Source organism: Streptomyces europaeiscabiei (genome assembly GCF_036346855.1).
Classification (GTDB): domain Bacteria; phylum Actinomycetota; class Actinomycetes; order Streptomycetales; family Streptomycetaceae; genus Streptomyces; species Streptomyces europaeiscabiei.
In genome coordinates this window covers 4,206,252-4,231,318 of record NZ_CP107841.1, presented here as the reverse complement: position 1 = coordinate 4,231,318, position 25,067 = coordinate 4,206,252, and the positions used below count along the sequence as shown (strand labels likewise).

Below are 25,067 nucleotides of genomic sequence, written 5' to 3'. Positions count from 1 at the left end.
CGCCACGCGCTCACTCCTCCAGCGTCAGCCCCTTGCGCAGCCGTACCAGCGTGCGGGACAGCAGCCGGGAGACGTGCATCTGGGAGATGCCCAGCTCGTCCCCGATCTCGGACTGCGTCATGTTGGCCACGAACCGCAGGGAAAGGATCTGCCGGTCGCGCGGCGGCAGTCCGGCGATCAGCGGCTTCAGGGACTCGACGTACTCGATGCCTTCGAGCCCGTGGTCCTCGTAACCGATCCGGTCCGCCAGCGCGCCCTCGGAGTCGTCCTCCTCGGGTTGGGCGTCCAGCGACGAGGCGGTGTACGCGTTCGACGCCGCCATGCCCTCGACGACCTCGTCGTTCGTCAGCCCGAGGCGCTCCGCCAGCTCTCCCACCGTCGGAGCGCGATCGAGCTTCTGGGCCAGCTCGTCGCCGGCCTTGGCCAGGTCGAGCCGGAGTTCCTGGAGTCTGCGCGGCACCCGCACGGACCAGCTCGTGTCGCGGAAGAAACGCTTGATCTCGCCGACGATGGTCGGCATCGCGAAGGTGGGGAACTCGACGCCCCGGCTCAGTTCGAAGCGGTCGATCGCCTTGATCAGGCCGATCGTGCCGACCTGGATGATGTCCTCCATGGGTTCGCTGCGCGAGCGGAACCGCGAGGCGGCGAACTTCACCAGAGCCAGGTTCAGTTCGACGAGGGTGTTGCGCACGTACGAGTACTCGTACGTGCCTTCCTCGAGGGACTGCAGCCGCTCGAAGAGAGTCTTGGACAACGCCCGTGCGTCCACCGGCCCCACCTCGTCGAACGGGGGGATCTCCGGCAGGTCGGCGAGCCCCTCACCCGGATCGTGGGCGAATTCGTCCTGCGTCTCTTCAGGGGCGGATGCCGACGTCGCCCTCTGGGTATGCGATTCGTCGAGCCGGGGTGACATGATGTCCTCCATCGTTCTCGGCATATGGCCGCCGATGCCCATACGTGCACTGCGGTGTGCGGCGCCTCCAAAGCCGGCCGTGTCGATTGGTGTCACTACTAGCCCTACCCGGTTTCACGACGTCGTCGCAAGTGCATCCTGTGCCGAAATGTCCCTTTTCAAGGGATTGTTCGGGTGTCGGGGAGTGTGGAGAAGGCGTAGTGTTCGAGGGCGAGTCAGCAGTCACGACGGTCGGGAGAGAGACGGCATGGACCGTGGGACGGTCGGCAGCGCACAGTCGGGCCGACTACAGGTCGAGGTGCGGGAAGAGGGCTCCAGCGCCGTCGTGACCCCGGCGGGTGAGCTCGATCACCACACCGCCGATCTGTTGCGTGAGCCACTCGAGAGCTGCCTGGAAAAGGGGTTCACGCGTCTGGTGGTGGACTGTTCACGCCTGGAGTTCTGCGACTCCACCGGGCTGAACGTCCTACTGGGCGTCCGGCTCAAGGCGGAGTCGTCGGGCGGCGGCGTCCATCTGGCGGGCATGCTCCCGGCGGTGGCGCGGGTCTTCGAGATCACGGGGGCGGACGCGGTGTTCACCGTCCACGACACCCTCGAAGCGGCACTGGGCGACTAGGGCCTGTCCCGCCCGGCCCTGGCCCCCCCGCCAAGGGGTGTAGTCGGCCGGTCGGAGCCGTCGGGCCGGTCGCTCACACCTTCGAGGCCGCCTCGGGTGCCCCATCCGGACCGGCGGGTTGTTCGCGTCACAGGTTCTGTGCCGAAAACATGGGTGTTCTGACGGTTCGCTCGGGCAGGAGACATCCTGAACGTGTCGGCGAAAGGGTCGGCGGTGGCCCGGAAACGGCTCGGTGACGGGGCGTGGACGGGTGGCGGGGTGTACGGCGGTGGCCGGGCAATGGTCCGGCGGCAGTTCGGCAGCGGCTCGGCAGTACGACGAAGTGCGACGGAAGTACGGATGGCGCAACGGATGACAGCAGAAAACGGCACGTACCGCGGGCGTTCGTCCCGCACCCTAGACGAGTCCTGAATCGTGAACTGGTGAATCGGTGAGGTGAAGCGCTGATGAGCACCACCCGGCCTTTCTCGCCGGGCGACCGCGGCCCGGAACCGGGTGCCGGCGGCGCTTCCGGGTCGCCCGGCGGGGACCCGGCCCCCGCCGTGAGTCGTCAGTCCCGTCGGCTCAGTTTCGAGGGTGAGAGCGCAGTGGTGCCGCTCGCCCGTGACTTCACCCGCCAGGCGCTGTACGCGTGGGGGTGGCTGCCGGCCGCGACCGCGGATCAGCGGGCCGCGGCGGAGGACGTCCTTCTGGTGGTGTCCGAGCTGGTCACCAACGCGTGTCTCCACGCGGAGGGCCCGGCCGAGCTGCGGATCGCGTGCGACAACAAGGTGCTGCGGATCGAGGTGTCCGACCGGGGCGCGGGGACTCCGTCGCCGCGGACGCCGCACCGGGCCGGGCGGCCGGGTGGGCACGGGATGTTCATCGTGCAGCGGCTCTGTCTGGACTGGGGGGTCGTACGGGCTCCCGGGGCGGCCGGGAAGACGGTGTGGGCCGAGTTGGGGGCACCTGCCTGAGCGCCGGGGCGTGGTGTGACGGCGGCTGCGGGTCCGGCGTGCGTCGACCGCGCCCACGCGGCGGAGCCGCAGATGCCGCAGCCCCTCGCCGCTCGGGTTTCCCGGGGGGCCGATCGTCGTAAGACCGCCCCCGGTTCATCGACACTCATCCGACACCTGCGTGTGTCTTCCTTCTCCACGGGCCCCGGCGTAACTTGAGCCGCCGATCTGATGTTCCGTCAGAATGTGGGGTGCCGAGGTGCCGTACCGGACGTACCAGAAACGAACCGCCGCGCTCGCCTCCCTCGCGGCCCTGGCCGGCGCGGCGGTGCTGATGGCCGCCCCGGTGGCCCATGCCGAGGTCGTGGATGTCGAGTACAACTGCAAGACGCCGATCGGGGACAAGTCCGCGGTGTCGCCGATCGACATCAAGGGTGTCGAGAGCGGCGACGGCTACAAGATCACGATGTCGTGGCAGAAGGGCGTGTCGTCCAGCCCCGTCGAGCTGGGCAAGGGCTCGATGACGCCGAGCGCCACGATCGAGCTGGGCGGGGCCGACAACGGGACGCTCACGGTGACCGGGCCGGCGAACCAGGAGGCGCTTCCGGCCAACACACCGATCAAGATCAATGACCTGAGCGGCACGTACACCCCGAGGAAGACCGGCAAGGTCGAGTTCACCGCGGGTGTGCTCACCATCAAGGCCCTCGGCACGGTGACGACCTGCACACCGGGGAACGATCCCGGCCCGTCGCTGACTCTCGACGTCACCGCTGCGGGCGAGGGCGCCTCGGGCGGTACGGGGGGCGGTTCCGACACCGGCGGCTCGGGCGGCTCGGGTGGCTCGGGCGGTGAGCTGCCGCAGACCGGGCCTCTCGACTCGGCGGTCGCGCTCGGCACGCTCGGCGGCACGGTGCTGCTCGCGGGCACGGCGGGGGTGCTGTGGGTGACACGCAGGAATCAGGCGGTACGTCGCTGACGGGAGCCGGAACGTGAGCAGAAGGCGGCGGATCCCGGCGTCGTACCCGACCACCTACTCGTACCCGACCACCTACTCGTCCTCGACCCTGCGCTCGTCCTTGACCTCGACCCTGCGCTCGACCTCGTACTCGGCGAGGGTGCTCACGGCGGTGCTCGCCCTCGTCGTGGTGCTCGTGGCACCCTTCGGCGGCGGGTCCGCGCAAGCTGCGGACAAGCCGACCGTGAAGCTGTCCAAGACGCAGGCGGGAACCGGTGGTTCGGTCACCGTGACCGGTGAGGGCTGGCGGCCCAAGGCGATCCTGATGGTGCTGATCTGCGGTCGGTCCACACCGTCGCGGGGGGTGCCCGGCGGCACCGACTCCTGTGCCAACGCCGACGGGCGGGCCGTCACCGCCGACGGCAAGGGCGGCTTCCGCCGGGAGTTGCCGGTGGCCGAGCCACCGGTGCCGTGTCCGTGCGTCGTGCACGTCTCGACCATCACGGGCCCGAAGGCGGCGGCCGACGCGGTCTTCCAGGTCGCCGGGCACTCGGTCGAGCCGTTGCCGCAGGATGCGACCGGCGGACGGCTCTCGCTCCTGACGGACGGTCGGCTGAAGGGTTCCGGCGGGCTGTTGACCTGGTTCGGGGCGCCGCCCGCCCGTGAACTGGTCTTCACCGTCGGCAACGTCGGCACCTCGCCCGTCAAGAACCCCGTCTTCCGGGTCGGCACCTCCCACGGCGTGTTCGCGCCACGGTGGGAGGAACAGCGGTGGCGCGGCACGATCCAGCCGGGCCGCAAGGCCCGGATCACCCTGCCCGTGGACCTCGCGGCCGGGGCCCACGGCGACTACACCGTCTCGCTCACGTACGGCGGCAAGGTCCTCGCCGAACAACCGTGGACCGTGGGTCGGCCCTGGGGCGTCATCCTCTTCTGGCTGATGCTGTGCCTCGTCGTACCGGCGGCGCTGTTCCGGATCGGGATGGCCGCGGTGGACCGGGTACGGCCGGGGCGCGAGGCCCCCGAACGGAGGCGGCGGAGGCCACGGATGCCCGGACTTCCCGTGTGGGTGCCCAGGCCGAGCCCCTCGACCGCCGCACACGCGCAACCCCGTACGCCGTCCCCCTCGCGCACGACCTCGGCCCTGCCGTGGTTCACACCGGACACCGATCCCGGGGAGACACGGGCTGCGCGGCTCTCCTCGACGCGGGAGGACACATCCACGTGAGGCAGGGCGACCCGTTCATGTGAGGCGGGAGGACACATCCACGTGTGGCGGGAGGGCACCGTCACGTGAGGCAGGGCGACCCGTCCACGTGTGGCGGGAGGACACATCCACGTGAGGCAGGGCGACCCGTTCATGTGTGGCGGGAGGGCACCGTCACGTGAGGCAGGGCGACCCGTCCACGTGTGGCGGGAGGGCACCGCCACGTGAGGCAGGGCCACCCGTCCACGTGAGGCAGGAGGACACATCCATGGCGGAGACGGGAAAGGGCCGCCGCACCTCCGGGTGTGGCGGCCCTGCCCGCGGATCGGCGGGTGTCGGGGTCAGTTGACGTCGCCCGTGAGGGCTCTGACCTTCCTGCGGTACATGTGGATCGCGAAGCCGGCGAGGACGGCGAGGGTGGCCTCGACGGCGACCATGCCGGTGCCGCTGAGGTCGAAGCCGCCGACGGCGGGATTGGAGAGCAGGCCGGTGACGGAGTCGCCCGCGGTGACCGCGAGGAACCACACGCCCATCATCTGGCTGGCGTACTTGGCCGGGGCCATCTTCGTCGTCACCGACAGGCCGACCGGGGAGAGGCACAGCTCACCGACGGTCTGGATGAAGTAGATGCCCACCAGCCACATCGGGCTGGTCAGGGTGCCGTCCGCCGCCATCCCCAGCGGGATCAGGAAGAAGAAGAACGAGACGCCGATGAGCACGAGGGCCATGGCGAACTTCACGGCCGTGCTCGGCTCCCTGCCCTGGCGGTTCAGCCACAGCCAGAGCCAGGCGAACACCGGGGCCAGCGCCATGATGAACAGCGGGTTCAGCGACTGGTACCAGGAGGTCGGGAACTCGAAGCCGAGCAGCGAGCCGGCCACCTTCTCGCCGTTCGAGCCGAAGGCCTGGACCGTGGACGCGCCCTGGTCGTAGATCATCCAGAACACGGCGGCGGCGACGAAGAACCAGATGTAGCCGGTCATCTTCGACTGTTCGGCGGTGGTCAGTTCCTTGTCCCGCTTGATGCGCAGCAGCACACCGGCGGGGACGACCAGACCGATGACGGTCAGCGGGATCATCGCCCAGTTCAGGGTGAAGTGGCCGCTGAGGCCCACGGCGCCGTAGAAGACGGCCGCGACGGCCAGCCAGAGCAGACCCTTGCGCAGCCAGGAGGCACGCTCCTCGGCCGCCAGAGGCTTGGGGACCATGTCGCTCGTCGGGCTCAGGGTCCGGCTGCCGGCGAGGAAGACGGCGAGGCCGACGGCCATGCCGACCGCGGCCAGACCGAAGCCGAGGTGCCAGTTGACCTCCTGGCCGACGGTGCCGATGACCAGCGGGGCGAAGAAGGCACCCGCGTTGATGCCCATGTAGAAGATCGTGAAGCCGCCGTCGCGCCGAGGGTCGCCGGGGCCGTCGTACAGATGGCCCACCATCGTGGAGATGTTGGCCTTCAGCAGACCGGAGCCGGCGGCGACCAGCGCCAGGCCCGCGAAGAACGGTGCCTGACCGCCCGGCAGGGCGAGCACCAGGTGCCCGGACATGATGGTGACCGCGGCGATCGTCACCGTCCTGCGGGGGCCCCAGACACGGTCGCCGAGCCAGCCGCCGGGCATCGCGAGCAGATACACCATCGCCGAGTAGACGGCGACGATCGTGGTGGTGGTGGCCAGGTCCATGGCCAGGCCGCCGCCCATGCTCCCCTTGCCGGCGTCGGGGCCGCCGGAGAGCAGGTAGACGGTGAGGAGGGCCTTCATGCCGTAGTAGGAGAACCGCTCCCACATCTCGGTCATGAAGAGAGTGGCCAGTCCGCGGGGGTGGCCGAAGAAGGTGCCCTCGGTGCCGGGGGTTCCCCGGCCGGCCGAGTCCTTCGTCAGGCTGGACGCCATGGTCGTTCCTTGCAGGTCGGGACGGCGCACGTGGGGGCGCACGCCCGGTGGAGGGAGGCGGCCGGCAGCGGCGGGCCGGGACGTCCACCCACGCCCACGGGAGTCCGCCCCGGGTCACGGGGCGGCGGACGGCGGCCGCCGGGATCCACGCCCCTCCGCGCGCGTCGACGCGACGATGCGTCCCGCGTGTTCGGGGCCCGGCCACAGATCGGTTCCGCACACAAAAGAGACCTTCAGCGCACATATACCGCCAAAGGCCCTCACGTGTTGCTACAGGCGTTCCGTCACCATACGCCAGAAGACTGCGGGAAAAGAAAGGCCTTGAGAGGCGGATCACAGGTAAGAAGGCAAGTGTGAGTGTGCATTCGAAGGTCATTCACAGGTTCGCCCGTGTGGACGCAGGGTGTAACCACGCGTCGTGCGGTGTGGTCGCGCCATGTTCACGCCATGATCGCGGGATCGGCGCGTGATCCGCACCGGACCGGACCGCCTTCTTCACACGACGCCCGGCAACGTCGGCGATCTTCACCGCCGGGGGGACGAAACGCCCGCCGCAGTGGATCATGCCCCCGGGAAGTAAGGGAACCGTTGGACAAAGGTGTGAATCGTGCTTGCCGATCACCCTCCACCTGCGGTTCTCGGCGGACTACCATCACCCCATGACCCGTGTACTGCTCGCCGAGGACGACGCGTCCATCTCGGAGCCGTTGGCTCGCGCACTGCGCCGGGAAGGGTACGAGGTGGAGGTCCGCGAGGACGGACCCACCGCGCTGGACGCCGGAATGCAGGGGGGCGTCGACCTGGTCGTCCTGGACCTGGGGCTGCCCGGGATGGACGGCCTGGAGGTGGCCCGTCGGCTGCGTGCCGAGGGCCACACCGTGCCGATCCTCATCCTGACCGCGCGCGCCGACGAGGTGGACACCGTCGTCGGCCTCGACGCGGGCGCCGACGACTACGTCACCAAGCCCTTCCGGCTCGCCGAGTTGCTCGCCCGCGTGCGGGCCCTGCTCCGGCGCGGCGCCACGGAGCCGGCGCAGCCGCCTGCCACCCATGGGGTCCGGATCGACGTCGAGTCGCACCGGGCGTGGATGGGCGACGAGGAGCTGCAGCTCACCGCGAAGGAGTTCGACCTGCTGCGGGTGCTCGTGCGCGACGCGGGGCGGGTCGTCACCCGTGACCAGCTGATGCGCGAGGTCTGGGACACGACGTGGTGGTCGTCGACCAAGACCCTCGACATGCACATCTCCTGGCTTCGGAAGAAGCTCGGCGACGACGCGGCGAACCCCCGGTACATCGCGACGGTGCGAGGGGTCGGGTTCCGGTTCGAGAAGAACTGACGCCGGTCGGTGAGGCCGGGCGCCCAGCGGCTCGGGGGTGCGCGGCGGCTGCGGATGGGTTGCGGCCGGCCGCGCGGTTCCCCGAGCCCCTTCGGGGGCTTCGCCCCTTGCGGGTGCGGCGGCACCCGTGCACACGCGGGTAAGCGTCCCTGACCCCAGCCCCACCTCGGGCGCCGGGTGCCGCACAATCGAAGGTCCCAGAACAACCCCGCCCCGCTCGGAGGGCAACCGTGCGTCGCCGTCTCATCCAGTCCACACTCGCCGTCGTCCTCGTCGTCATCGCCGTCTTCGGCGTCTCCCTCGTCATCGTCGAGACCCGCACGATCAGCAACAGCGCCCAGGAACGCGTGGAGTCCGAGGCGGTCCAACTGACGAGCATCGTGGACAGCCGCATCATCGGCGACGAACGGATCACCGCGGAGGTCCTCAGGGACCAGGTCGGGGACGAGCGCTACGCCCGTATCGAGATCCCCGGCCAGACCCCGATCGAGATCGGTGACAAGCCCGTCGGCGACGTCATCCGTCACGAGGCCAAGGGCGAGAAGGACGAGGTCGTCACGGTCGAGGAGTCCCGCTCGTCGGTCAGCCGCGAGGTCGGCCGTACGCTGCTGATCATCGCGGCGGTCGCCCTGCTCGCCGTGATCGCCGCCGTCCTCCTCGCCGTACGCCAGGCCAACCGCCTCGCCTCCCCGCTCACCGACCTCGCCGAGACCGCCGAACGGCTCGGCTCCGGCGACCCGCGCCCCCGCCACAAGAGGTACGGCGTCCCGGAGCTGGACCGGGTCGCCGACGTGCTGGACTCCTCCGCCGAGCGCATCGGCCGCATGCTGACCGCCGAGCGGCGCCTCGCCGCGGACGCGTCCCACCAGCTGCGTACGCCGCTGACCGCGCTGTCCATGCGCCTGGAGGAGATCACCCTCACCGACGATCTCGCCACGGTGAAGGAGGAGGCGCACATCGCGCTCACCCAGGTCGAGCGCCTCACGGACGTCGTGGAGCGGCTCCTCACCAACTCCCGCGACCCCCGCAACGGCTCCGCCGTCTCCTTCGAGCTCGACGAGGTCATCAAGCAGCAGCTGGAGGAGTGGCGGCCGGCCTACCGCGGTGAAGGCCGGGCAGTCGTCAGCTCGGGCAAGCGGCATCTCCAGGCCGTGGGCACGCCGGGCGCGGTCGCGCAGGTGCTGGCCGCGCTGATCGAGAACTCGCTCATGCACGGCGGCGGCACGGTGGCGTTGCGCACGCGCGTCACCGGGAACCAGGCGGTGATCGAGGTCACCGACGAGGGGCCCGGCGTCCCCGCCGACCTCGGGGCACGGATCTTCGAGCGGGCGATCAGCGGGCACAACTCGACAGGCATCGGGCTGGCCGTGGCGCGCGACCTCGCGGAGGCCGACGGGGGGCGCCTGGAGATGCTCCAGGCGCAGCCGCCGGTGTTCGGGCTGTTCCTTTCGCGGACGCCGGTGCGGACGCCGTCCGGCGGTGACCGGCCCGTTCGCTAGCTCGGCGGCTCGGCGGCTCGGTACGGGTGGCGTGCGCGGACGTGCCGTGGCTCCGGGACGTCGGACGGCGACCGTGGGCCGTCCGTGGCCGTTCGCGCAGTTCCCCGCGCCCCTGAAGGGGCGCGGCCGTCTAGCGGCGCTTGCCTGTGACCGCGGGCGGGTGGGCGGCTCCGGCTTCGAGGAACGACTCCGCGCTCGCCACCGCCTCGCGGGCCGGGAGCGCCCGGAACACCCAGGTGCGGTACGACCAGAAGCGGAAGAGTGTCGCGATGCCGATGCCGAGGAACTTGAAGATGTTGGACTGCAGGGGGCTGTCCCAGTCGAAGCCGTACGTGGCGGTGTAGAGCACCCCGTTCTCGATCACCAGCCCGACCGCGCTGAACAGCAGGAACAGCGACAGCTCCTTCGTACGGCCGCTCTTGTCACGGTCCCGGTACGTGAAGTAGCGGAAGCCCACGTAGTTGAACGCGATCGCGACGACTGTCGCTATGACGCTGGCCCGGACGACCTGCAGGTCGGTGGTGTGCCGCACGAGGTTGAAGACCGCGAGGTTCACCAACAGCCCCACACCGCCCACCGCGCCGAACTTGGCGACCTCGCGTACGAGCAGGTCGATCCGGCGGCGCAGGGCGCTGCGGGGCTTCGTATCGGGCCCCGAGGTGGTACTTCCCATGGTGTGCGGCCCCCGTCGCTCGGTCCGGTCGGTGTCGTGCCGGTGGTCAGCCGGTTGCTGCTCCGTCCGAAATGAGTTGATCTTCGGTCGAAAACCACTGGTTCAGCCATGCTAACCAGCGCCCCTGGGCAATGCCTGTGCGGAAGCTCACAGCCGCGACACGGGGGAGGTCCAGGGGCGGTCCAGTGGGGAAAAGGGCGGGGAAATCGGGCACCGGGGAGTGGCCGATTCCGTGGCCGATACCCTGGGGGCGTGACGTTCCCGGTAGTCGGCATGGTCGGCGGGGGCCAGCTCGCTCGTATGACACACGAGGCGGGCATCCCGCTCGGCATCAGGTTCAAGCTCCTCAGTGACACCCCTCAGGATTCCGCGGCGCAGGTCGTCGGTGATGTCGTCATCGGCGACTACCGCGACCTCGACACGCTGCGTGCGTTCGCGCAGGGCTGCGACGTGATCACCTTCGATCACGAACACGTACCCACCGAGCATCTACGCGCCCTGGAGGCGGACGGCATCCCCGTGCGCCCGGGGCCGGACGCGCTCCAGCACGCCCAGGACAAGGGCGTGATGCGCGCGAGGCTCGACGCGATCGGCGTGCCCTGCCCACGGCACCGCATCGTCGCGGACCCCGACGACGTGGCCGCTTTCGCCGCCGAGGGCGAGGGGTTTCCGGTCATCCTCAAGACGGTCCGCGGCGGCTACGACGGCAAGGGCGTGTGGGTCGTCCGGTCGGTCGAGGACGCCGCCGAGCCCTTCCGCGCCGGCGTCCCGGTCCTCGCGGAGGAGAAGGTCGACTTCGTACGGGAGCTGGCCGCGGGCGTCGTACGGTCGCCGCACGGCCAGGCCGTCGCGTACCCGGTCGTGGAGTCTCGGCAGGTGAACGGCGTCTGCGACACCGTCATCGCGCCCGCCCCCGACCTCGACCCCGCCCTCGCCCTCAAGGCCGAGCAACTGGCCCTCACCATCGCCAAGGAACTGGACGTGACCGGCCACCTGGCCGTGGAACTCTTCCAGACCCGCGACGGCCGCATCCTCGTCAACGAGCTGGCCATGCGCCCCCACAACTCCGGCCACTGGAGCCAGGACGGCGCGATCACCTCGCAGTTCGCCAACCACGTACGGGCCGTCCTCGACCTGCCGCTGGGCGACCCGCGCCCGCGCGCGAAGTGGACCGTCATGGTCAACGTCCTCGGCGGCGACTACCCCGACATGTACTCGGCGTACCTGCACTGCATGGCCCGCGACCCACAGCTCAAGATCCACATGTACGGCAAGGACGTGAAGCCCGGTCGTAAGGTCGGTCACGTCAACACCTACGGCGACGACCTCGACGACGTGCTGGAGCGCGCCCGTCACGCTGCCGGTTACCTGAGAGGCACGATCACCGAATGAGCCCCGCCCTCCCGTCGCCCGACCACCACCCCTCAACGAGCGCTGACGCGCGCTCTGTTCCGTCGGTCGGCATTGTCATGGGGTCGGACTCCGACTGGCCCGTCATGGAGGCCGCCGCGCAGGCACTCGACGAGTTCGAGATCGCGTACGAGGTCGACGTCGTCTCCGCGCACCGGATGCCGCGCGAGATGATCGCGTACGGAGAGGAGGCCGCGGGCCGTGGCCTCAAGGTGATCATCGCGGGCGCGGGCGGCGCCGCCCATCTGCCCGGCATGCTCGCGTCCGTGACCCCGCTGCCGGTGATCGGCGTGCCCGTGCCGCTGAAGTACCTCGACGGGATGGACTCCCTGCTGTCGATCGTGCAGATGCCGGCCGGTGTGCCCGTCGCGACGGTCTCCGTCGCCGGGGCCCGCAACGCCGGTCTGCTGGCCGCGCGCATCCTGGCCACGCAGGACGAGGAACTCCTCGGCCGTATGCGCGAGTTCCAGCAGGAGCTGAACGACCAGGCCACCGAGAAGGGCAAGCGCCTGCGCACCAAGGTCGAGGGAGCCGGCAACGGCTTCGGCTTCGGGAAGTAGACGTAACGCGATGACGGGGATCACGGGGGACACGGGGGGCATGGGTATGAGCATGGACATGGCATCACTGGAGGCGGCCCGGGAGCTGCTGCGGGAGTTCCCGGTCGCGGACGGGCACAACGACCTGCCCTGGGCGCTGCGCGAGCAGGTCCGCTACGACCTGGACGCGCGGGACATCGCCACCGACCAGAGCGCCTTTCTCCACACCGACCTGGCACGGCTGCGCGCGGGCGGGGTCGGGGCGCAGTTCTGGTCGGTGTACGTCCCCTCGCATGCCGAGGCACTGCCGGGGGCCGTCTCCGCGACCCTCGAACAGATCGACTGCGTGCGACAGTTGATCGACCGATACCCCGTCGAGCTGCGCGCCGCGCTGACCGCCGCCGACATGGAGGCGGCCCGCGCCGAGGGCCGTGTCGCCTCCCTGATGGGTGCCGAGGGCGGCCACTCCATCGACAACAGCCTCGCCACCCTGCGGGCGCTGTACGCGCTGGGCGTCCGCTACATGACGCTCACCCACAACGACAACATCGCCTGGGCGGACTCCGCGACCGACGCGGCGGCGGTCGGCGGCCTGTCGGACTTCGGCCGGGCCGTCGTCCGGGAGATGAACCGCGAGGGCATGCTCGTCGACCTCTCGCACGTGGCGGCGACGACGATGCGCGATGCGCTCGACACGTCGACGGCCCCGGTGATCTTCTCCCACTCGTCGTCGCGGGCCGTCTGCGACCACCCCCGCAACATCCCGGACGACGTCCTGGAGCGGCTCCCGGCCAACGGGGGAGTGGCGATGGTGACGTTCGTGCCGAAGTTCGTGCTCCAGGCCGCCGTGGACTGGACGGCCGCCGCCGACGAGAACATGCGGGCCCACGGCCTGCACCACCTCGACACCACCCCCGAGGCGATGGCGGTCCACCGCGCCTTCGAGGAGCGGACCCCCCGTCCGGTCGCCACGGTGTCCACGGTCGCGGACCATCTCGACCACATGCGCGAGGTCGCCGGTGTCGACCACCTCGGCATCGGCGGCGACTACGACGGCACGGCCTTCACCCCGGACGGCCTGGGCGACGTCTCCTGCTACCCGAACCTGATCGCCGAGCTTCTCGACCGCGGCTGGTCCCGGCCCGACCTCGCCAAGCTGACCTGGCGGAACGCGGTCCGGGTGCTGGGCGCGGCGGAGGACGTGGCCCGGGACCTCCAGGCTCGTACGGGTCCGTCGAACGCGACGCTCGTGCAGCTGGACGGGTGACACCGGGCGCGTGCGGGCGCCCGGGGCCTCACCCGGGTGGAGTACGGCGGCCCGGCCGCCGCCGTACAACCCGAACGCCCCACCCACCAGGAAGGCGAGTGGCCTCCGTGGCACGGTGACGAGTACTGCGATCACCCAACGGCTACGGAGGTTTGCCATGGCAGATCTGCAGGACGAACTGCAAGCCGCAGGGGAGGCCGGCGAACTCGACACGCCCCCCACCACCAGTACGAAGCCCAAGTCGAAACGCGGCCACCGGCCGCCGGTGGCGGAGCCGATAGCCCCCGGCGACGGCAGCCGACCCGACGGCGACGGAGCGGACGACGACCGTCCCGACGGCACCCGCCCCGAGGACGGCCGAGCGGCCGGCGGCCGAACCGATGCCGCCCCCCGCGCCGCCGAGGGCGGTCGTGCAGCCGCCACCTCACCCGTCGCCGCCGCCGACGACGCCTCCGTGGCCGGGACCGCCGAGCCCTCTTCCGAGTTGGCCGAGGCGCACGCCTTCCTGGTCGCGCACCCCGTCGCCGACGGCTACAGCGGGCTGCCCTGGGTGCTGCGTCAGCTGCCCCGGTACGACCTGGAACTGGGCGAGGGCGGGGTGGACACCGATGTGCCGCGGATGCGCAAGGGCCACATCGGCGCGCTGTTCTGGTCGTTGCACCTTCCGGAGGGCCTGACGGGTGAGCGGGCCGTCGGCGCCACCCTGGAGCAACTGGACCTGGTCCGGACGGTCGTCCACGCCCACCCCGAGGGCCTGCGGCTCGTGCACACCGCGGGGGAGACCACCGACGCCCGCAACTGCGGCCGCGTAGCCGTGCTGCTCGGCCCCGCCGGAGCCCCGGCGATCGGCGACTCCCTCGGCATCCTGCGCGCCCTGAACGCGCTCGGCCTGAAGACCCTCACCCTCGCCGGAGCGTCCTGGGCGGGCGAGTCCGGGCTGAGCAGGTTCGGCGAGGAGGTGGTCCGCGAGATGAACCGCATCGGCGTCCTCGCCGACCTCTCCGGCGCCTCCGAGCCGACCGTCCGCCGGGCGCTCGCGCTCTCCCGCGCCCCGGTCGTGTGCACCCGCTCGGCGGCCGGCGCCCTGCGGCCCCACCCCGCCAACCTCTCCGACGACCTCCTCGCCGCGCTGGGCAAGGCCGGAGGCCTGTGCATGGTGCCGCTCACCGCCGAGCAGACCGGCCCGTCCGTCCGCGACGTCGCCGACCATCTCGACCACGTCCGCGCGATCGCCGGCCCCGAGTGCGTCGGCCTCTCCGGCACCTACGACTCCGGAGCCGCCCACCCGCAGGACCTCACCGACGCCTCCTGCTACCCCCACCTCGTCGCCGAACTCATGCACCGAGGCTGGTCCGAAACCGATCTCGCCCTCCTCACCTGGGGCAACGTCCAACGAGTCCTCCGCACCGCCGACTTCACATCGAGGGCGGCACGGGACCGCCGAGAGGCCTCGACGGCGAGGATCGGAGACCTGGACGCGTAGTCCGCCGCCCCGCGCCCCTGTTCTCAGGGGCGCGGGGAACTGCGCGCGAAACCACGACGGACGACCCGCAGCCGCCGAACACGCTGCGGCCCCCACCCCCTACGGCGTACTCAGCCCCGGCAGAGACAGAACGGATGCCCCACAGGATCCGCGTACACCCGGAATCCGCGCTCACGGTCCTCCGCGTCCAGCACCGTCGCCCCGAGCGCCAGCACCTCCTTCTCCGCCGCGTCCATGTCCGCCACGTCCAGGTCGAGATGGAACTGCTGAGACCGCTCCGCCGAGGGCCACTGAGGCGCCACGAACCCCGGCGCCCGCTGGAACGCCAGCCGAGCGCCCCCGCCCGGCACCTCCAGGTCCACCCAGTCCCCCTCCCCGCTGACCTTTCCGCCGATCACCTCGGCGTAGAACCCGGCGAGCGCGGCCGGGTCGGGACAGTCCAGAACGACGACATCCAGCTTGGCGATGGCCATGGCCTTCTCCTTGCTCGTTCCTGCGCGTGACATCGGTTACCTGCAGAAGAGAGTAACCAGTAACGGTTACCTCATGCATCCCTTTAAGAGGTAACGTCACGGCATGAGTGAGAGAGCGTCCGCCCCCGGCGGCCTGGCCCTCGTCGAGAGCCTGGTGAACACGCTGGATCTGGAGACGGGCGCCGATGCCCTGGACACTCCGGAAGGCCGGGCCCGCCTCGGCCTGGCGGCCGACGAGGACATCGCGGCCGTACGCGACCTGCGGGAGTCCCTCCGGGCGACCCTGCTGGCCCACGCCGGCCACGCACCGCACCGCCCGGTGACCCCGCTCGGCCGACTCCTGGCCGCCGCACCCCTGATCGTCGCGATCTCCGCCGGGGACGGCTCCGCGAGCCTGCGGCCCGCCGCCGACCCGGCGCCCCTCGTCTCCCGTGTGGCCGCGGCCGTCGCCGAGGCCCTCACGGCGGGCACCTGGCAACGCCTCAAGGCCTGCGAGGCCCCCGACTGCCACTGGGCGTACTACGACCGCAGCCCGGCCGGACGGGGCCGCTGGTGCTCGATGCAGGTGTGCGGCGCCCGCGCGAAGATGCGCCGCTACCGAGCGAAGTAAGCGCTTCGCCCCCGCCGGCCGCCGGAACGGTGGAGAATGCGGGAAGACGCCGTTCCGGCCGACTGAGCCTCGGCCGGAACGGCGTCACCTCTGTCGCCCGCACGGGGGCCCGGCCCCACGCCGCAGAAACCGCTCTAGGCGGTCGGCCGCCCCATCGCCCGGTACGTCCACCCGGCCCGGCGCCACAGCTCCGGGTCCAGCGCGTTGCGGCCGTCCAGCACGAGCCGTGTCGAGGCGACCTCGCCCAGCGCCGCCGGGTCCAGCTCGCGGAATTCGCGCCACTCCGTCAGGTGCAGCACTATGTCGGCGTTCCGCACGGCCGCGACCGCGGAGTCGGCGTACCCGAGGGTCGGGAAGACCCGCCGGGCGTTGTCCATGCCCTTGGGGTCGTAGACGGTGACCTGGCCGCCCTGGAGGTGGATCTGCCCCGCCACGTTGAGGGCGGGGGAGTCGCGTACGTCGTCGGAGTCGGGCTTGAAGGTGGCGCCGAGCACGGCGACCCGCTTGCCCAGGAAGGAGCCGCCGCCCAGCGCCTGGCGGGCCAGCTCCACCATCTGACCGCGCTGGCGCATGTTGATGGAGTCGATCTCGCGCAGGAACGTCAGCGCCTGGTCCGCGCCCAGCTCGCCGGCGCGGGCCATGAACGCCCGGATGTCCTTCGGCAGACAGCCGCCGCCGAAGCCGATGCCGGCCCGCAGGAACTTCCTGCCGATCCGGTCGTCGTGCCCGATGGCCTCCGCCAGCTTGGCGACATCGCCCCCGGCGGCCTCGCACACCTCGGCCATGGCGTTGATGAAGGAGATCTTGGTGGCGAGGAAGGAGTTCGCGGCGGTCTTCACCAGCTCGGCGGTCGGAAAGTCGGTGACGACCATCGGGGAGCCCTCGGTCACCGGCGTCGCGTACACCTCGCGCAGCAGCTTCTCGGCCGTCTCGCTCCGCACGCCCACCACGATCCGGTCGGGGTGCAGCGTGTCGTTCACGGCGAAGCCCTCGCGCAGGAACTCCGGGTTCCAGGCCAGCTCGGCGTCCGCTCCGGCCGGCGCGTGCTCGGCGAGATAGGCGGCCAGCCGGTCGGCGGACCCCACCGGCACGGTCGACTTGCCGACGACGAGGGCGGGGCCCGTCAGATGCGGGGCGAGCGAGGCGAAGGCGGCGTCGACGTACGACATGTCGCAGGCGTACTCGCCGTGCCGCTGCGGGGTGTTCACACAGACGAAGTGGATGTCGCCGAAGGCCGCGACCTCGGCGTAGTCGGTCGTGAAGCGCAGCCGCCCGCTGGACCCCTCGATGCCGGCGACATGCTTGCGCAGCAGCTCCTCCAGGCCCGGCTCGTACATCGGGACCTCGCCCCGCCGGAGCATGTCGATCTTCTCTTCGACGACGTCGAGTCCGAGCACCTCGAACCCCAGCTCGGCCATGGCCGCGGCGTGTGTCGCGCCGAGATAGCCGGTGCCGATCACGGTGATCTTGAGGGCCATGGAGTGCTCCTGGGATGTCCGGCCGTGGGATGACAAACATGCTCTGGTCCTGCGCGCTGCACGAGCATAGTCGGGGCGTGTTCGAGCCCTTCACCGGGCAGATTCCCCGGGTGTGGCGGCCTGTCGTCAAGCTCACGTATCACTCGCGTGGACAGACCACTAAAATTTGAGTTACTTAACGGTAGTTAGCGTCAGGAGCGTGAGAGACCTTGGCCGGATCGGCTGATTTCGACCTGTACCGCCCGTCCGAGGAGCACGACATGCTCCGTGACGCGATCCGTTCCCTCTCCGAGGCGAAGATCGCGCCCTTCGCCGCCGCCGTGGACGAGGAGGCCCGTTTCCCGCAGGAGGCGCTGGACGCGCTGGTCGCGGGCGACCTGCATGCCGTGCACGTCCCCGAGGAGTACGGCGGCGCCGGCGCCGACGCGCTCGCCACGGTCATCGTCATCGAGGAGGTGGCCCGCGCCTGCGTGTCGTCCTCCCTGATCCCGGCCGTCAACAAGCTCGGCTCGCTGCCCGTGATCCTCTCCGGCTCCGAGGAGCTGAAGAAGAAGTACCTGGGCCCGCTCGCCAAGGGCGACGCGATGTTCTCGTACTGCCTCTCCGAGCCGGACGCCGGCTCCGACGCGGCCGGCATGAAGACCCGCGCGGTCCGCGACGGCGACCACTTCATCCTCAACGGAGTGAAGCGCTGGATCACCAACGCGGGCGTCTCCGACTACTACACGGTCATGGCCGTCACGGACCCGGAGAAGCGCTCCAAGGGCATCTCCGCCTTCGTCGTCGAGAAGTCCGACGAGGGCGTCTCCTTCGGCGCCCCGGAGAAGAAGCTCGGCATCAAGGGCTCCCCGACCCGCGAGGTCTACCTCGACAACGTCCGCATTCCCGCCGACCGCATGATCGGCGAGGAGGGCACCGGCTTCGCCACGGCGATGAAGACCCTGGACCACACCCGGATCACCATCGCCGCCCAGGCCCTCGGTGTCGCCCAGGGCGCCCTCGACTACGCCAAGGGCTATGTCCAGGAGCGCAAGCAGTTCGGCAAGCCGATCGCCGACTTCCAGGGCATCCAGTTCATGCTCGCCGACATGGCCATGAAGATCGAGGCCGCCCGCGCCCTGACCTACCAGGCCGCGGCCAAGTCGGAGCGCGGCGACAAGGACCTGACCTTCCAGGGCGCCGCCGCCAAGTGCTTCGCCTCCGACGTCGCCATGGAGGTCACCACGGACGCCGTCCAGCTCCTCGGCGGGTACGGCTACACCCGTGACTACCCGGTCGAGCGCATGATGCGCGACGCGAAGATCACACAGATATACGAGGGCACGAACCAGGTCCAGCGGATCGTCATGGCCCGCAACCTGCCGTAATCCCTTCGGCGCAATCCGTACACGGCCCCCGGCATCCGCCGGGGGCTGTTGTCGTACGGGACGTATGGGGCGGATTGTTTCCGTCCGCCCGATGGCGGGCGGGGGCGGGGAGGCGTAGGACGGAAGTGCACGGGGTCCGTCCCGGACCCCGCTCCCACCACCCCAGGAGGAGCCATGACGCAGCACGCCGGAGCCATGACCACGATGAGCAAGGAGATGCAGGACTGCGTCAACGCCTGCATGACGTGCCACAGCATGTGCGAGGAGACCATGAGCTCCTGCATGCAGGCCGGCGGTCAGGCCCAGATGCAGATCATGCGCGCCCTGATGGACTGCGCCGAGATGACCCGTATGTGCGCGGACATGATGATGCGCCGCTCGCCGCTGGCCGCCGAGATGTGCGCGATGTGCGCCCGCGCCTGTGACATGTGCGCCGAGGCGTGTATGTCCATGCCGGACGATCAACAGCTGATGCGATGTGCCGAGGCGTGTCGCCGCTGCTCCGAGATGTGCCGGACGATGGCGGGCGCGACCGCCTGACCCCGCACGACCGAAAAGACCGAGGGGCACCCCGTCACAGGATGCCCCTCGGTCTCTTGGTCGCGCGGGGTCAGTTGCCCGTCACCGTCACCGTCTCGTCGTTCTTCAACTGCTCCACCAGCTGCTTCACCTTCGTGGTGTCCCACTGGAGGTTGCCGTTGCCGGCGTTGCCCGAGATCGGCATGTTCATGGACTTGCCGTCGCCGCCCGTCACGCCCTTCATCGCCCAGAACATGTCGGCCAGGTCGAACAGGCTCATGTCCTTGTCGACGATCAGGGTGTCCAGACCCGCGCTCATCGTCGGGTACAGCTTGAACGGGTTGAGCACCGTGCTCGGCGTCGCCGTCTGACTGGCGAGAGCCGCAAGGAACTTCTGCTGGTTCTTCGTACGGTCCAGGTCGCTGCGCGCGAGGGCGTAGCGGGTGCGGACGAAGGCGAGGGACTGCTCGCCGTTCAGGGTCTGCTTGCCCGCCTCGAAGTTCGCGCCGGACTTGGTGTCCTTCAGACCGCCCTTGGGGATGTCGATCTCCACGCCGCCGACCGCGTCGACGATGTTCGCGAACCCCGCGAAGCCGATCTCCACGTAGTGGTCGATGTGCAGACCCGTGTTGGCCTCGACGGTGCGGACCAGCAGCTCGGGCCCGTCCTCCGCGTACGCCGCGTTCAACTTCACCTGGCGTCCGGTGCCCTTGAAGGTCTTGCCGGACTCGGAGCCGACGAACGTCGGTATCTCGACGTTCGAGTCACGGGGCAGCGAGACCAGCGTCGGGCCGTTCGAGCCGGTGTGCAGGATCATCATCGAGTCCGTGCGCTTGCCGTCGGCGGACCCGGTGTGGAGCTCCTTCTTCTGGTCGTCGGACAGACCCTCACGGCTGTCGGAGCCGACGATCAGGTAGTTGGTGCCCTCGCCCGCGTCCGGCCGGTCGATGACCTTCGACAGGTCGACCTCGCGGTTCAGCTTGGAATCGGCCCAGAAGTACGTGCCGATCGTCGTCGCGAGCAGCACCACGGTGACCGTGATCGCGGTCACCTTGATACGACGCCGCCAGTCCGGCGCGGGGCGCTCACCGCGACCGCCGCCGTGGCCGCCCGGACCGCCGGTGCCACCGGAGCCGTAGACCTGGCCGGTGTTGTAGTCGTTGTTGTACCCGCCGCCGTACTGGTCGGGTCCGCTGCCGTGGCCGTCGGCGTACGAGTCGCCGTACGACGGCTGTTGGGGCACGCCTCCCTGAGGGGGTGCCGACTGGCCGCGACGGACCGGGCGCATCACGCGCGCCCCGTCGGGCTGTGCGCTCGCGTTGCCGTGTCCGTAGCCGCCGCCGCGGTTGTTGCCGGACCATCCCTCGGGCCAATCGTTCATGCGCCCAGTGTGCCGGGTAGGGCTGTGCCCTTTACAAGGGTCGATGAAAAACAAAGGCAGGGCTGTAGCGAAGCTGACACAAATTGCACGGTTTTGTAGGGGGTCGGCCGCCTAGGACGACCGCAGGTCTCACGAGCAGGAGACCTGGTCGCCCCTCACCACCGCCGACTCGCCCTGCCCGGGGTTCTCCGCCCGCACCCTGCGGACCTGCTCGAAGTCCGTGCCGGCGATCACCCTGAGGGTGGGGCCCTGGGCGCGGACCGGGCGCAGTTCCGAGCCCGGGAGGGCGGTCGCGAGGGAGCGGGCGGATCGGTCCCAGCGGGGGTCGTAGGCGACGACCGTGCGGCGGACGTCCTGCTGCGGGGCGTTCACCGGGATCCTCGTGGTGCGGAAGCCGGTGGCGGCCAGCGCGCGGTCCACCTTCTTGCCGAGGCCGGGCACGGCCGTGCCGTTCTCGACCTGGACACGGATCTGCTGGGGGGCGACGTCGACGAGGGTGTACGTGCCGCGCGCCTTGTAGGGGGCGAGGGGGCGGTCGTCGCGCAGGGCCTCGAAGAGGCGGGCGGACCTGGCGTCGTCCCACTTGAGGGTCGAGCCGAGGCCCTTCACGGCGTACCCCATCCGTCCGATGGGCACGGTGGTGAACTCGGAGGAGGCGGGGCTGAGGTTCCGCATCGCGCGGCCGAGGTCGATCAGCTCGCCGGTGCCGAACTCCTTGTCGGCGCGGACGGACCCGAGGACGGCCTGTGTGATGTCGCGGAACTTCATCGGGTTGAGCAGGACGCCGGAGGAGGTGGCCTGGGACATCAGGGACGCCATGAAGCGCTGCTGGCGTTGCATACGGCCGAGGTCGGAGGAGCCGTCGGCGTGCCGGGAGCGGACGTACTGGAGGGCCTGGCCGCCGTCCAGCTCGTGGGCGCCGGCGCTGAGGTCGAGGCCGGTGTAGGAGTCCTTGAGGGGGCGGGTGGTGCAGATCCTGACGCCGCCGAGGACGTCGACGGTCCGCATGAAGCTGGTGAAGTCGACCTCGACGTAGTGGTCGATCTTCACCTTGGTCATGTGCTCGACCGTACGCACGGTGAGCTGCGGTCCGCCCTCCGCGTAGGCCGCGTTCAGCTTGATGGGGTGGCCCTTGTGCGTCCTGCCGGTGGCGCGGTCGGTGTGCGCGGGCGTCTCGGCGTACGAGTCGCGTGGCAGGCTCACGATGCTCGCGCGTTCCCGGTCCTCGGAGATGTGCACGATCATCATCGTGTCCGTGCAGTGGCAGGGGGCGCCGCCCAGCCGGTACTTCCGCCGCTCCTCCTCGGTGATCCGGTCGCGGCCGTCGGTGCCGACCAGCAGGACGTTCATGCCGTGGCCCGCCGCGGGGCGGTTCTTCATGTCCTTGAAGGCGTCGACCCGGGTGATCTCGCCGTCCAGGCGGGTCACCACCGCGTGCCCGATGCCCGCGGCGGCCAGTACCACCACGGAGAGCGTGGTCACCGCCCGCATGGCCCAGCTCCGCCGCCGGGGGCGGACGGGAGGGCCGGGTTGCGGGCGGGCTGGGCGGCGGGGCGGTGTGGACACGGGGGGACACCTCCGCGAGACCGGTCAGGGGAAGTCATCAGGGAACCGTGAGCACCGTAGGGCCCCGGGATCCGTGCCCCGTCCACGCGACCGGGCGGCGCGCGTTCGTGTCCCCCGTTCGCGGTAACGTGAGCCTTCTATGAACGCCAAGCCCGACGTGCAGCTCCCCGCCGTGTCTGTGATCATGCCCGTCCTCGACGAGGAGCGGCATCTGCGCGGAGCCGTCCAAGCGATCCTCGCGCAGGAGTACGCCGGCGAGATGGAGGTCGTGATCGCCCTCGGTCCGTCCAAGGACCGCACGGACGAGATCGCCGCCGAACTCGTGGCCGAAGACCCGCGCGTTCACACCGTCCCGAACCCCACCGGCCGTACGCCCGCCGCGCTCAACGCCGCGATCAAGGCCTCCCGCCATCCGATCGTGGTCCGTGTCGACGGCCACGGCATCCTCTCGCCGAACTACATCGCCACCGCCGTACGGCTCCTGGAGGAGACCGGCGCGCAGAACGTCGGCGGCATCATGCACGCCGAGGGCGAGAACGACTGGGAGCACGCGGTCGCCGCCGCCATGACCTCGAAGATCGGCGTCGGCAACGCCGCCTTCCACACGGGCGGGCAGGCCGGCCCGGCCGAGACGGTCTACCTGGGCGTCTTCCGGCGCGAGGCACTGGAGCGGCAGGACGGCTACAACGTGGAGTTCATCCGCGCCCAGGACTGGGAGCTGAACTTCCGGATCCGTGAGGCGGGCGGCCTCATCTGGTTCTCGCCCGAGCTGCGGGTGTCGTACCGGCCGCGGCCCAGCGTGAAGGCGCTCGCCAAGCAGTACAAGGACTACGGGCGTTGGCGGCACGTCGTCGCCCGCTACCACGAGGGCTCCATCAACCTGCGCTATCTCGCCCCCCCGGCGGCGGTGTGCGCGATCGTCGCCGGCGTCCTGGTCGGCGGCCTGCTGACCCCGCTGGGCTACGTCATCCCCGGCGGCTATCTCGCAGCGATCGCCGCGGGCTCGGTCCCGGCGGGCAGGGGGCTGCCGCTCAAGGCCCGGCTCCAGATCCCCGTCGCCCTCGCCACCATGCACATGTCCTGGGGCTTCGGCTTCCTCACCAGCCCCAAGTCCCTGGCGAAGAAGGTCATCGCGTCCCGCCGCCCGGCGGTGCTCACCGAGAGCTGAGCGCGCGGGACGTACGCCTCGGGCCCCTCTCGATCGAGAGGGGCCCGAGGCGTGTACGACGACTTGCGTGTGGACGACGGCTACCAGGTGAAGTTCGGGTCGACCTCCATGCAGGCGTCCGTCTTCGCGCCGTTGAGGGCGTCCGCCGACTTCGGAGTCGTGTCGTCCTCCTTCTCGGCCTTGTACGTGTTCCCCTCGCGCCAGTCGGCGCCGACGACGAGCGTGACGCCGCTGACGTTCGTGGACTTCTCGACCTGGCTCAGCGGGATGCCGAGGGCCTTGGCGACCACCTGGGCGTCGCCCTCCAGCTCGGCGCTCGGGTAGCGCACGACCGTCCTGTCCTCGACGACCGCGGTGGTCGCGTCGGACGAGGACTTGGCGAAGCCCTCCTCGACCAGCGCCTGGGACACCGTGTGCGCGCGGCCGGCGACCGGGGCGAGGGTGGAGGTCATGGTGCCGTTCTGCACCAGCACACCGATCTCGTCCTTCGCCGCCGCCGGGTCGTCGGCGGTCGCGTCCTCGGTGGTGGTCTTCTTCTTGTCCTTGCCGTCCAGCGCGATGTCCTCGCGCACCAGCCGGAACAGTTTCTCCGCGTCGCCCTCCTTGGGCACGACGCGCGGGCCGACGTACGTGAACGGCATCGTCGTCATCGTGATCCGGGCCGGCTCGACCTTGCGCAGCTCCGTGCCGAGGTCGAGGAGTTTCGCCACGTCGCCGAGGCCCTCGTCGACGGTGAGCGCGTCCGTGGCCTCCTCGGCGAGCTTGCGCAGCTTGTTCGGGTTGGTGACCGTGGCGTTCTCGCGCAGCTCGCGGACCATCGCGTTCATGTACTGGTGCTGCGCCTTGGCGCGCGCGATGTCGCTGCCGTCCTCGAAGCCGTACCGGGTGCGCAGCCACTGAAGGGCCTGCTTGCCCTTGATGAACGTGGTGCCCTTCTCCAGCTTCAGCCCCGAGCCCTTGCCCGCGCTGGTGTGCGAGTAGATGTTGGCGTCCACGCACACCGGCACACCGCCGATCGCGTCGGCCATCGACACCACACCGGAGAAGTCGACCATCATGAAGTGGTCGATACGGATCCCGGTCAGCTTCTCCCAGGTGGCGACCGTGCAACCCGGGCCGCCGCGCTCCAGCGACTGGTTGGTCATCGCGTGGGTGAGCGCCCCGTACACCTCGCCGCTGTCCGGGTCGGTGCACTTGGGGATGTCGAGCAGGGTGTCGCGGGGCATGCTGACGACCGACATGTTGCTGCGGTCGGCGGACAGGTGCAGCAGCATCTGGACGTCGGCCAGCGGCGGGCCGTTGAAGTTCTCCTTGGCGCCGCCGAGCTTCTGGTTCTCCTCGCTGTCCCGCGCGTCCGAGCCGATGATCAGGATGTTCAGCGGGGTCTGCCCGGCCGCGTTCGGCGTCGGCTCGGCGATCTTCGTCTCGCCGAGGTTCAGCTTCTCCTTCTTGATGTTGCCGTTGAGGTGCTGGTAGTAGAGATAGCCGGCACCCGTGGTGCCGAGTATCACGACCGCCAGAATCGTCGCCGACCAGCGCAGCACCCGTCTGCGCCGGGGCCTCGCGGCGGTCTTCGTGCGCCCCCGCCCGCCACCGCCGCCGCCGTTGCGGCGGGTCCCCCTGCGCTGCTCCGGGACCTTGACGTCCGCGTCACCGTCCGAGCCGCCCTGCGGTCTCAGGTCCTCGTCCTGTTCGCCGGGTTCATCGACACGCGGTCGCCCCCCGTCCCCGCGCACGTCACTCCGTACCATCTCCCTGCCCCTCCCCACCCTGCCGTGGCGG

Annotated in this window: 22 protein-coding genes; 14 read left to right on the top strand and 8 right to left on the bottom strand. The window is 70.4% G+C overall.

The annotated features are described in order from the left end of the window. Positions 1–10: 10 nt before the first annotated feature. A complete protein-coding gene (locus tag OG858_RS18230) occupies positions 11–925 on the bottom strand; it encodes an RNA polymerase sigma factor SigF (RefSeq protein ID WP_037692975.1) in 915 nt (304 codons plus the stop codon). A 235-nt stretch (positions 926–1,160) separates the two neighbouring features. On the opposite strand from OG858_RS18230, the gene OG858_RS18225 reads away from it, so the two are divergent. The 4 genes from OG858_RS18225 to OG858_RS18210 all read left to right on the top strand — a co-directional run bounded on the left by OG858_RS18225 (position 1,161) and on the right by OG858_RS18210 (position 4,650). After that, a complete protein-coding gene (locus OG858_RS18225; RefSeq protein WP_086747403.1) occupies positions 1,161–1,529 on the top strand; it encodes an STAS domain-containing protein in 369 nt (122 codons plus the stop codon). A 446-nt stretch (positions 1,530–1,975) separates the two neighbouring features. Then, positions 1,976–2,485 (top strand): ATP-binding protein, encoded by a 510-nt coding sequence (locus OG858_RS18220; RefSeq protein ID WP_086747404.1) that lies wholly within the window; start codon positions 1,976–1,978, stop codon positions 2,483–2,485. Positions 2,486–2,708: 223 nt separating this feature from the next. Then, on the top strand, positions 2,709–3,443 hold the full coding sequence (locus tag OG858_RS18215; RefSeq protein WP_319067924.1) for an LPXTG cell wall anchor domain-containing protein: 735 nt from the start codon (positions 2,709–2,711) through the stop codon (positions 3,441–3,443). A 151-nt stretch (positions 3,444–3,594) separates the two neighbouring features. After that, the gene (locus OG858_RS18210; protein WP_328545323.1) at positions 3,595–4,650 is read left to right on the top strand and encodes a hypothetical protein; all 1,056 of its coding nucleotides are present in this window, start codon (positions 3,595–3,597) and stop codon (positions 4,648–4,650) included. A 320-nt stretch (positions 4,651–4,970) separates the two neighbouring features. Here OG858_RS18210 and OG858_RS18205 read toward each other — a convergent pair whose 3' ends face one another. Beyond that, positions 4,971–6,515, bottom strand: a complete 1,545-nt coding sequence (locus tag OG858_RS18205) for a peptide MFS transporter (RefSeq protein ID WP_328544716.1) — start codon at positions 6,513–6,515, stop codon at positions 4,971–4,973. Between the two features lie 659 nt (positions 6,516–7,174). Here OG858_RS18205 and OG858_RS18200 point away from each other — a divergent pair. Together OG858_RS18200 and OG858_RS18195 are read left to right on the top strand one after the other, a co-directional pair. Next, the gene (locus OG858_RS18200; RefSeq protein ID WP_086747411.1) at positions 7,175–7,852 is read left to right on the top strand and encodes a response regulator transcription factor; all 678 of its coding nucleotides are present in this window, start codon (positions 7,175–7,177) and stop codon (positions 7,850–7,852) included. 230 nt (positions 7,853–8,082) lie between these two features. Next, on the top strand, positions 8,083–9,351 hold the full coding sequence (locus OG858_RS18195; protein WP_086747407.1) for an ATP-binding protein: 1,269 nt from the start codon (positions 8,083–8,085) through the stop codon (positions 9,349–9,351). Between the two features lie 130 nt (positions 9,352–9,481). On the opposite strand, the gene OG858_RS18190 is transcribed toward OG858_RS18195, so the two are convergent. After that, positions 9,482–10,024, bottom strand: coding sequence for a GtrA family protein (locus OG858_RS18190; protein WP_086747408.1), 543 nt, complete (start codon positions 10,022–10,024; stop codon positions 9,482–9,484). A 252-nt stretch (positions 10,025–10,276) separates the two neighbouring features. On the opposite strand from OG858_RS18190, the gene OG858_RS18185 reads away from it, so the two are divergent. The 4 genes from OG858_RS18185 to OG858_RS18170 all read left to right on the top strand — a co-directional run bounded on the left by OG858_RS18185 (position 10,277) and on the right by OG858_RS18170 (position 14,723). After that, positions 10,277–11,416 carry a 5-(carboxyamino)imidazole ribonucleotide synthase gene (locus OG858_RS18185; protein ID WP_086747409.1) on the top strand — a complete coding sequence of 380 codons (1,140 nt, stop codon included), beginning with the start codon at positions 10,277–10,279 and terminating at the stop codon, positions 11,414–11,416. A 77-nt stretch (positions 11,417–11,493) separates the two neighbouring features. Further along, complete coding sequence (gene purE, locus OG858_RS18180) at positions 11,494–11,994, top strand: 5-(carboxyamino)imidazole ribonucleotide mutase (RefSeq protein WP_046708388.1); 501 nt, start codon at positions 11,494–11,496, stop codon at positions 11,992–11,994. Between the two features lie 58 nt (positions 11,995–12,052). Then, complete coding sequence (locus OG858_RS18175; protein ID WP_086754023.1) at positions 12,053–13,240, top strand: dipeptidase; 1,188 nt, start codon at positions 12,053–12,055, stop codon at positions 13,238–13,240. A 157-nt stretch (positions 13,241–13,397) separates the two neighbouring features. Next, a complete protein-coding gene (locus OG858_RS18170; RefSeq protein WP_327748819.1) occupies positions 13,398–14,723 on the top strand; it encodes a dipeptidase in 1,326 nt (441 codons plus the stop codon). Positions 14,724–14,833: 110 nt separating this feature from the next. On the opposite strand, the gene OG858_RS18165 is transcribed toward OG858_RS18170, so the two are convergent. Beyond that, positions 14,834–15,196, bottom strand: a complete 363-nt coding sequence (locus OG858_RS18165; RefSeq protein WP_319067929.1) for a VOC family protein — start codon at positions 15,194–15,196, stop codon at positions 14,834–14,836. Between the two features lie 103 nt (positions 15,197–15,299). Between OG858_RS18165 and OG858_RS18160 the strand changes: the two genes are divergently transcribed. Further along, positions 15,300–15,806 carry a CGNR zinc finger domain-containing protein gene (locus OG858_RS18160; protein ID WP_319067930.1) on the top strand — a complete coding sequence of 169 codons (507 nt, stop codon included), beginning with the start codon at positions 15,300–15,302 and terminating at the stop codon, positions 15,804–15,806. A 134-nt stretch (positions 15,807–15,940) separates the two neighbouring features. Here the strand turns inward: OG858_RS18160 and OG858_RS18155 are convergent, their stop codons facing one another. Further along, a complete protein-coding gene (locus tag OG858_RS18155) occupies positions 15,941–17,284 on the bottom strand; it encodes a UDP-glucose dehydrogenase family protein (RefSeq protein ID WP_319067932.1) in 1,344 nt (447 codons plus the stop codon). Positions 17,285–17,493: 209 nt separating this feature from the next. On the opposite strand from OG858_RS18155, the gene OG858_RS18150 reads away from it, so the two are divergent. After that, a complete protein-coding gene (locus OG858_RS18150; RefSeq protein WP_086748290.1) occupies positions 17,494–18,651 on the top strand; it encodes an acyl-CoA dehydrogenase in 1,158 nt (385 codons plus the stop codon). A gap of 174 nt (positions 18,652–18,825) precedes the next feature. Then, the gene (locus OG858_RS18145) at positions 18,826–19,191 is read left to right on the top strand and encodes a four-helix bundle copper-binding protein (protein ID WP_086748291.1); all 366 of its coding nucleotides are present in this window, start codon (positions 18,826–18,828) and stop codon (positions 19,189–19,191) included. Positions 19,192–19,261: 70 nt separating this feature from the next. On the opposite strand, the gene OG858_RS18140 is transcribed toward OG858_RS18145, so the two are convergent. Both OG858_RS18140 and OG858_RS18135 read right to left on the bottom strand, forming a co-directional pair. Further along, on the bottom strand, positions 19,262–20,551 hold the full coding sequence (locus OG858_RS18140; protein WP_086748292.1) for an LCP family protein: 1,290 nt from the start codon (positions 20,549–20,551) through the stop codon (positions 19,262–19,264). Between the two features lie 129 nt (positions 20,552–20,680). Continuing rightward, positions 20,681–22,117 carry an LCP family protein gene (locus OG858_RS18135; RefSeq protein WP_319067935.1) on the bottom strand — a complete coding sequence of 479 codons (1,437 nt, stop codon included), beginning with the start codon at positions 22,115–22,117 and terminating at the stop codon, positions 20,681–20,683. A 139-nt stretch (positions 22,118–22,256) separates the two neighbouring features. Between OG858_RS18135 and OG858_RS18130 the strand changes: the two genes are divergently transcribed. After that, positions 22,257–23,285: a glycosyltransferase family 2 protein gene (locus tag OG858_RS18130; protein ID WP_319067936.1), complete on the top strand. Its 1,029-nt coding sequence runs from the start codon at positions 22,257–22,259 to the stop codon at positions 23,283–23,285. An 80-nt stretch (positions 23,286–23,365) separates the two neighbouring features. Here OG858_RS18130 and OG858_RS18125 read toward each other — a convergent pair whose 3' ends face one another. Beyond that, positions 23,366–25,036, bottom strand: a complete 1,671-nt coding sequence (locus OG858_RS18125) for an LCP family protein (protein WP_319262462.1) — start codon at positions 25,034–25,036, stop codon at positions 23,366–23,368. Positions 25,037–25,067 lie beyond the last annotated feature (31 nt).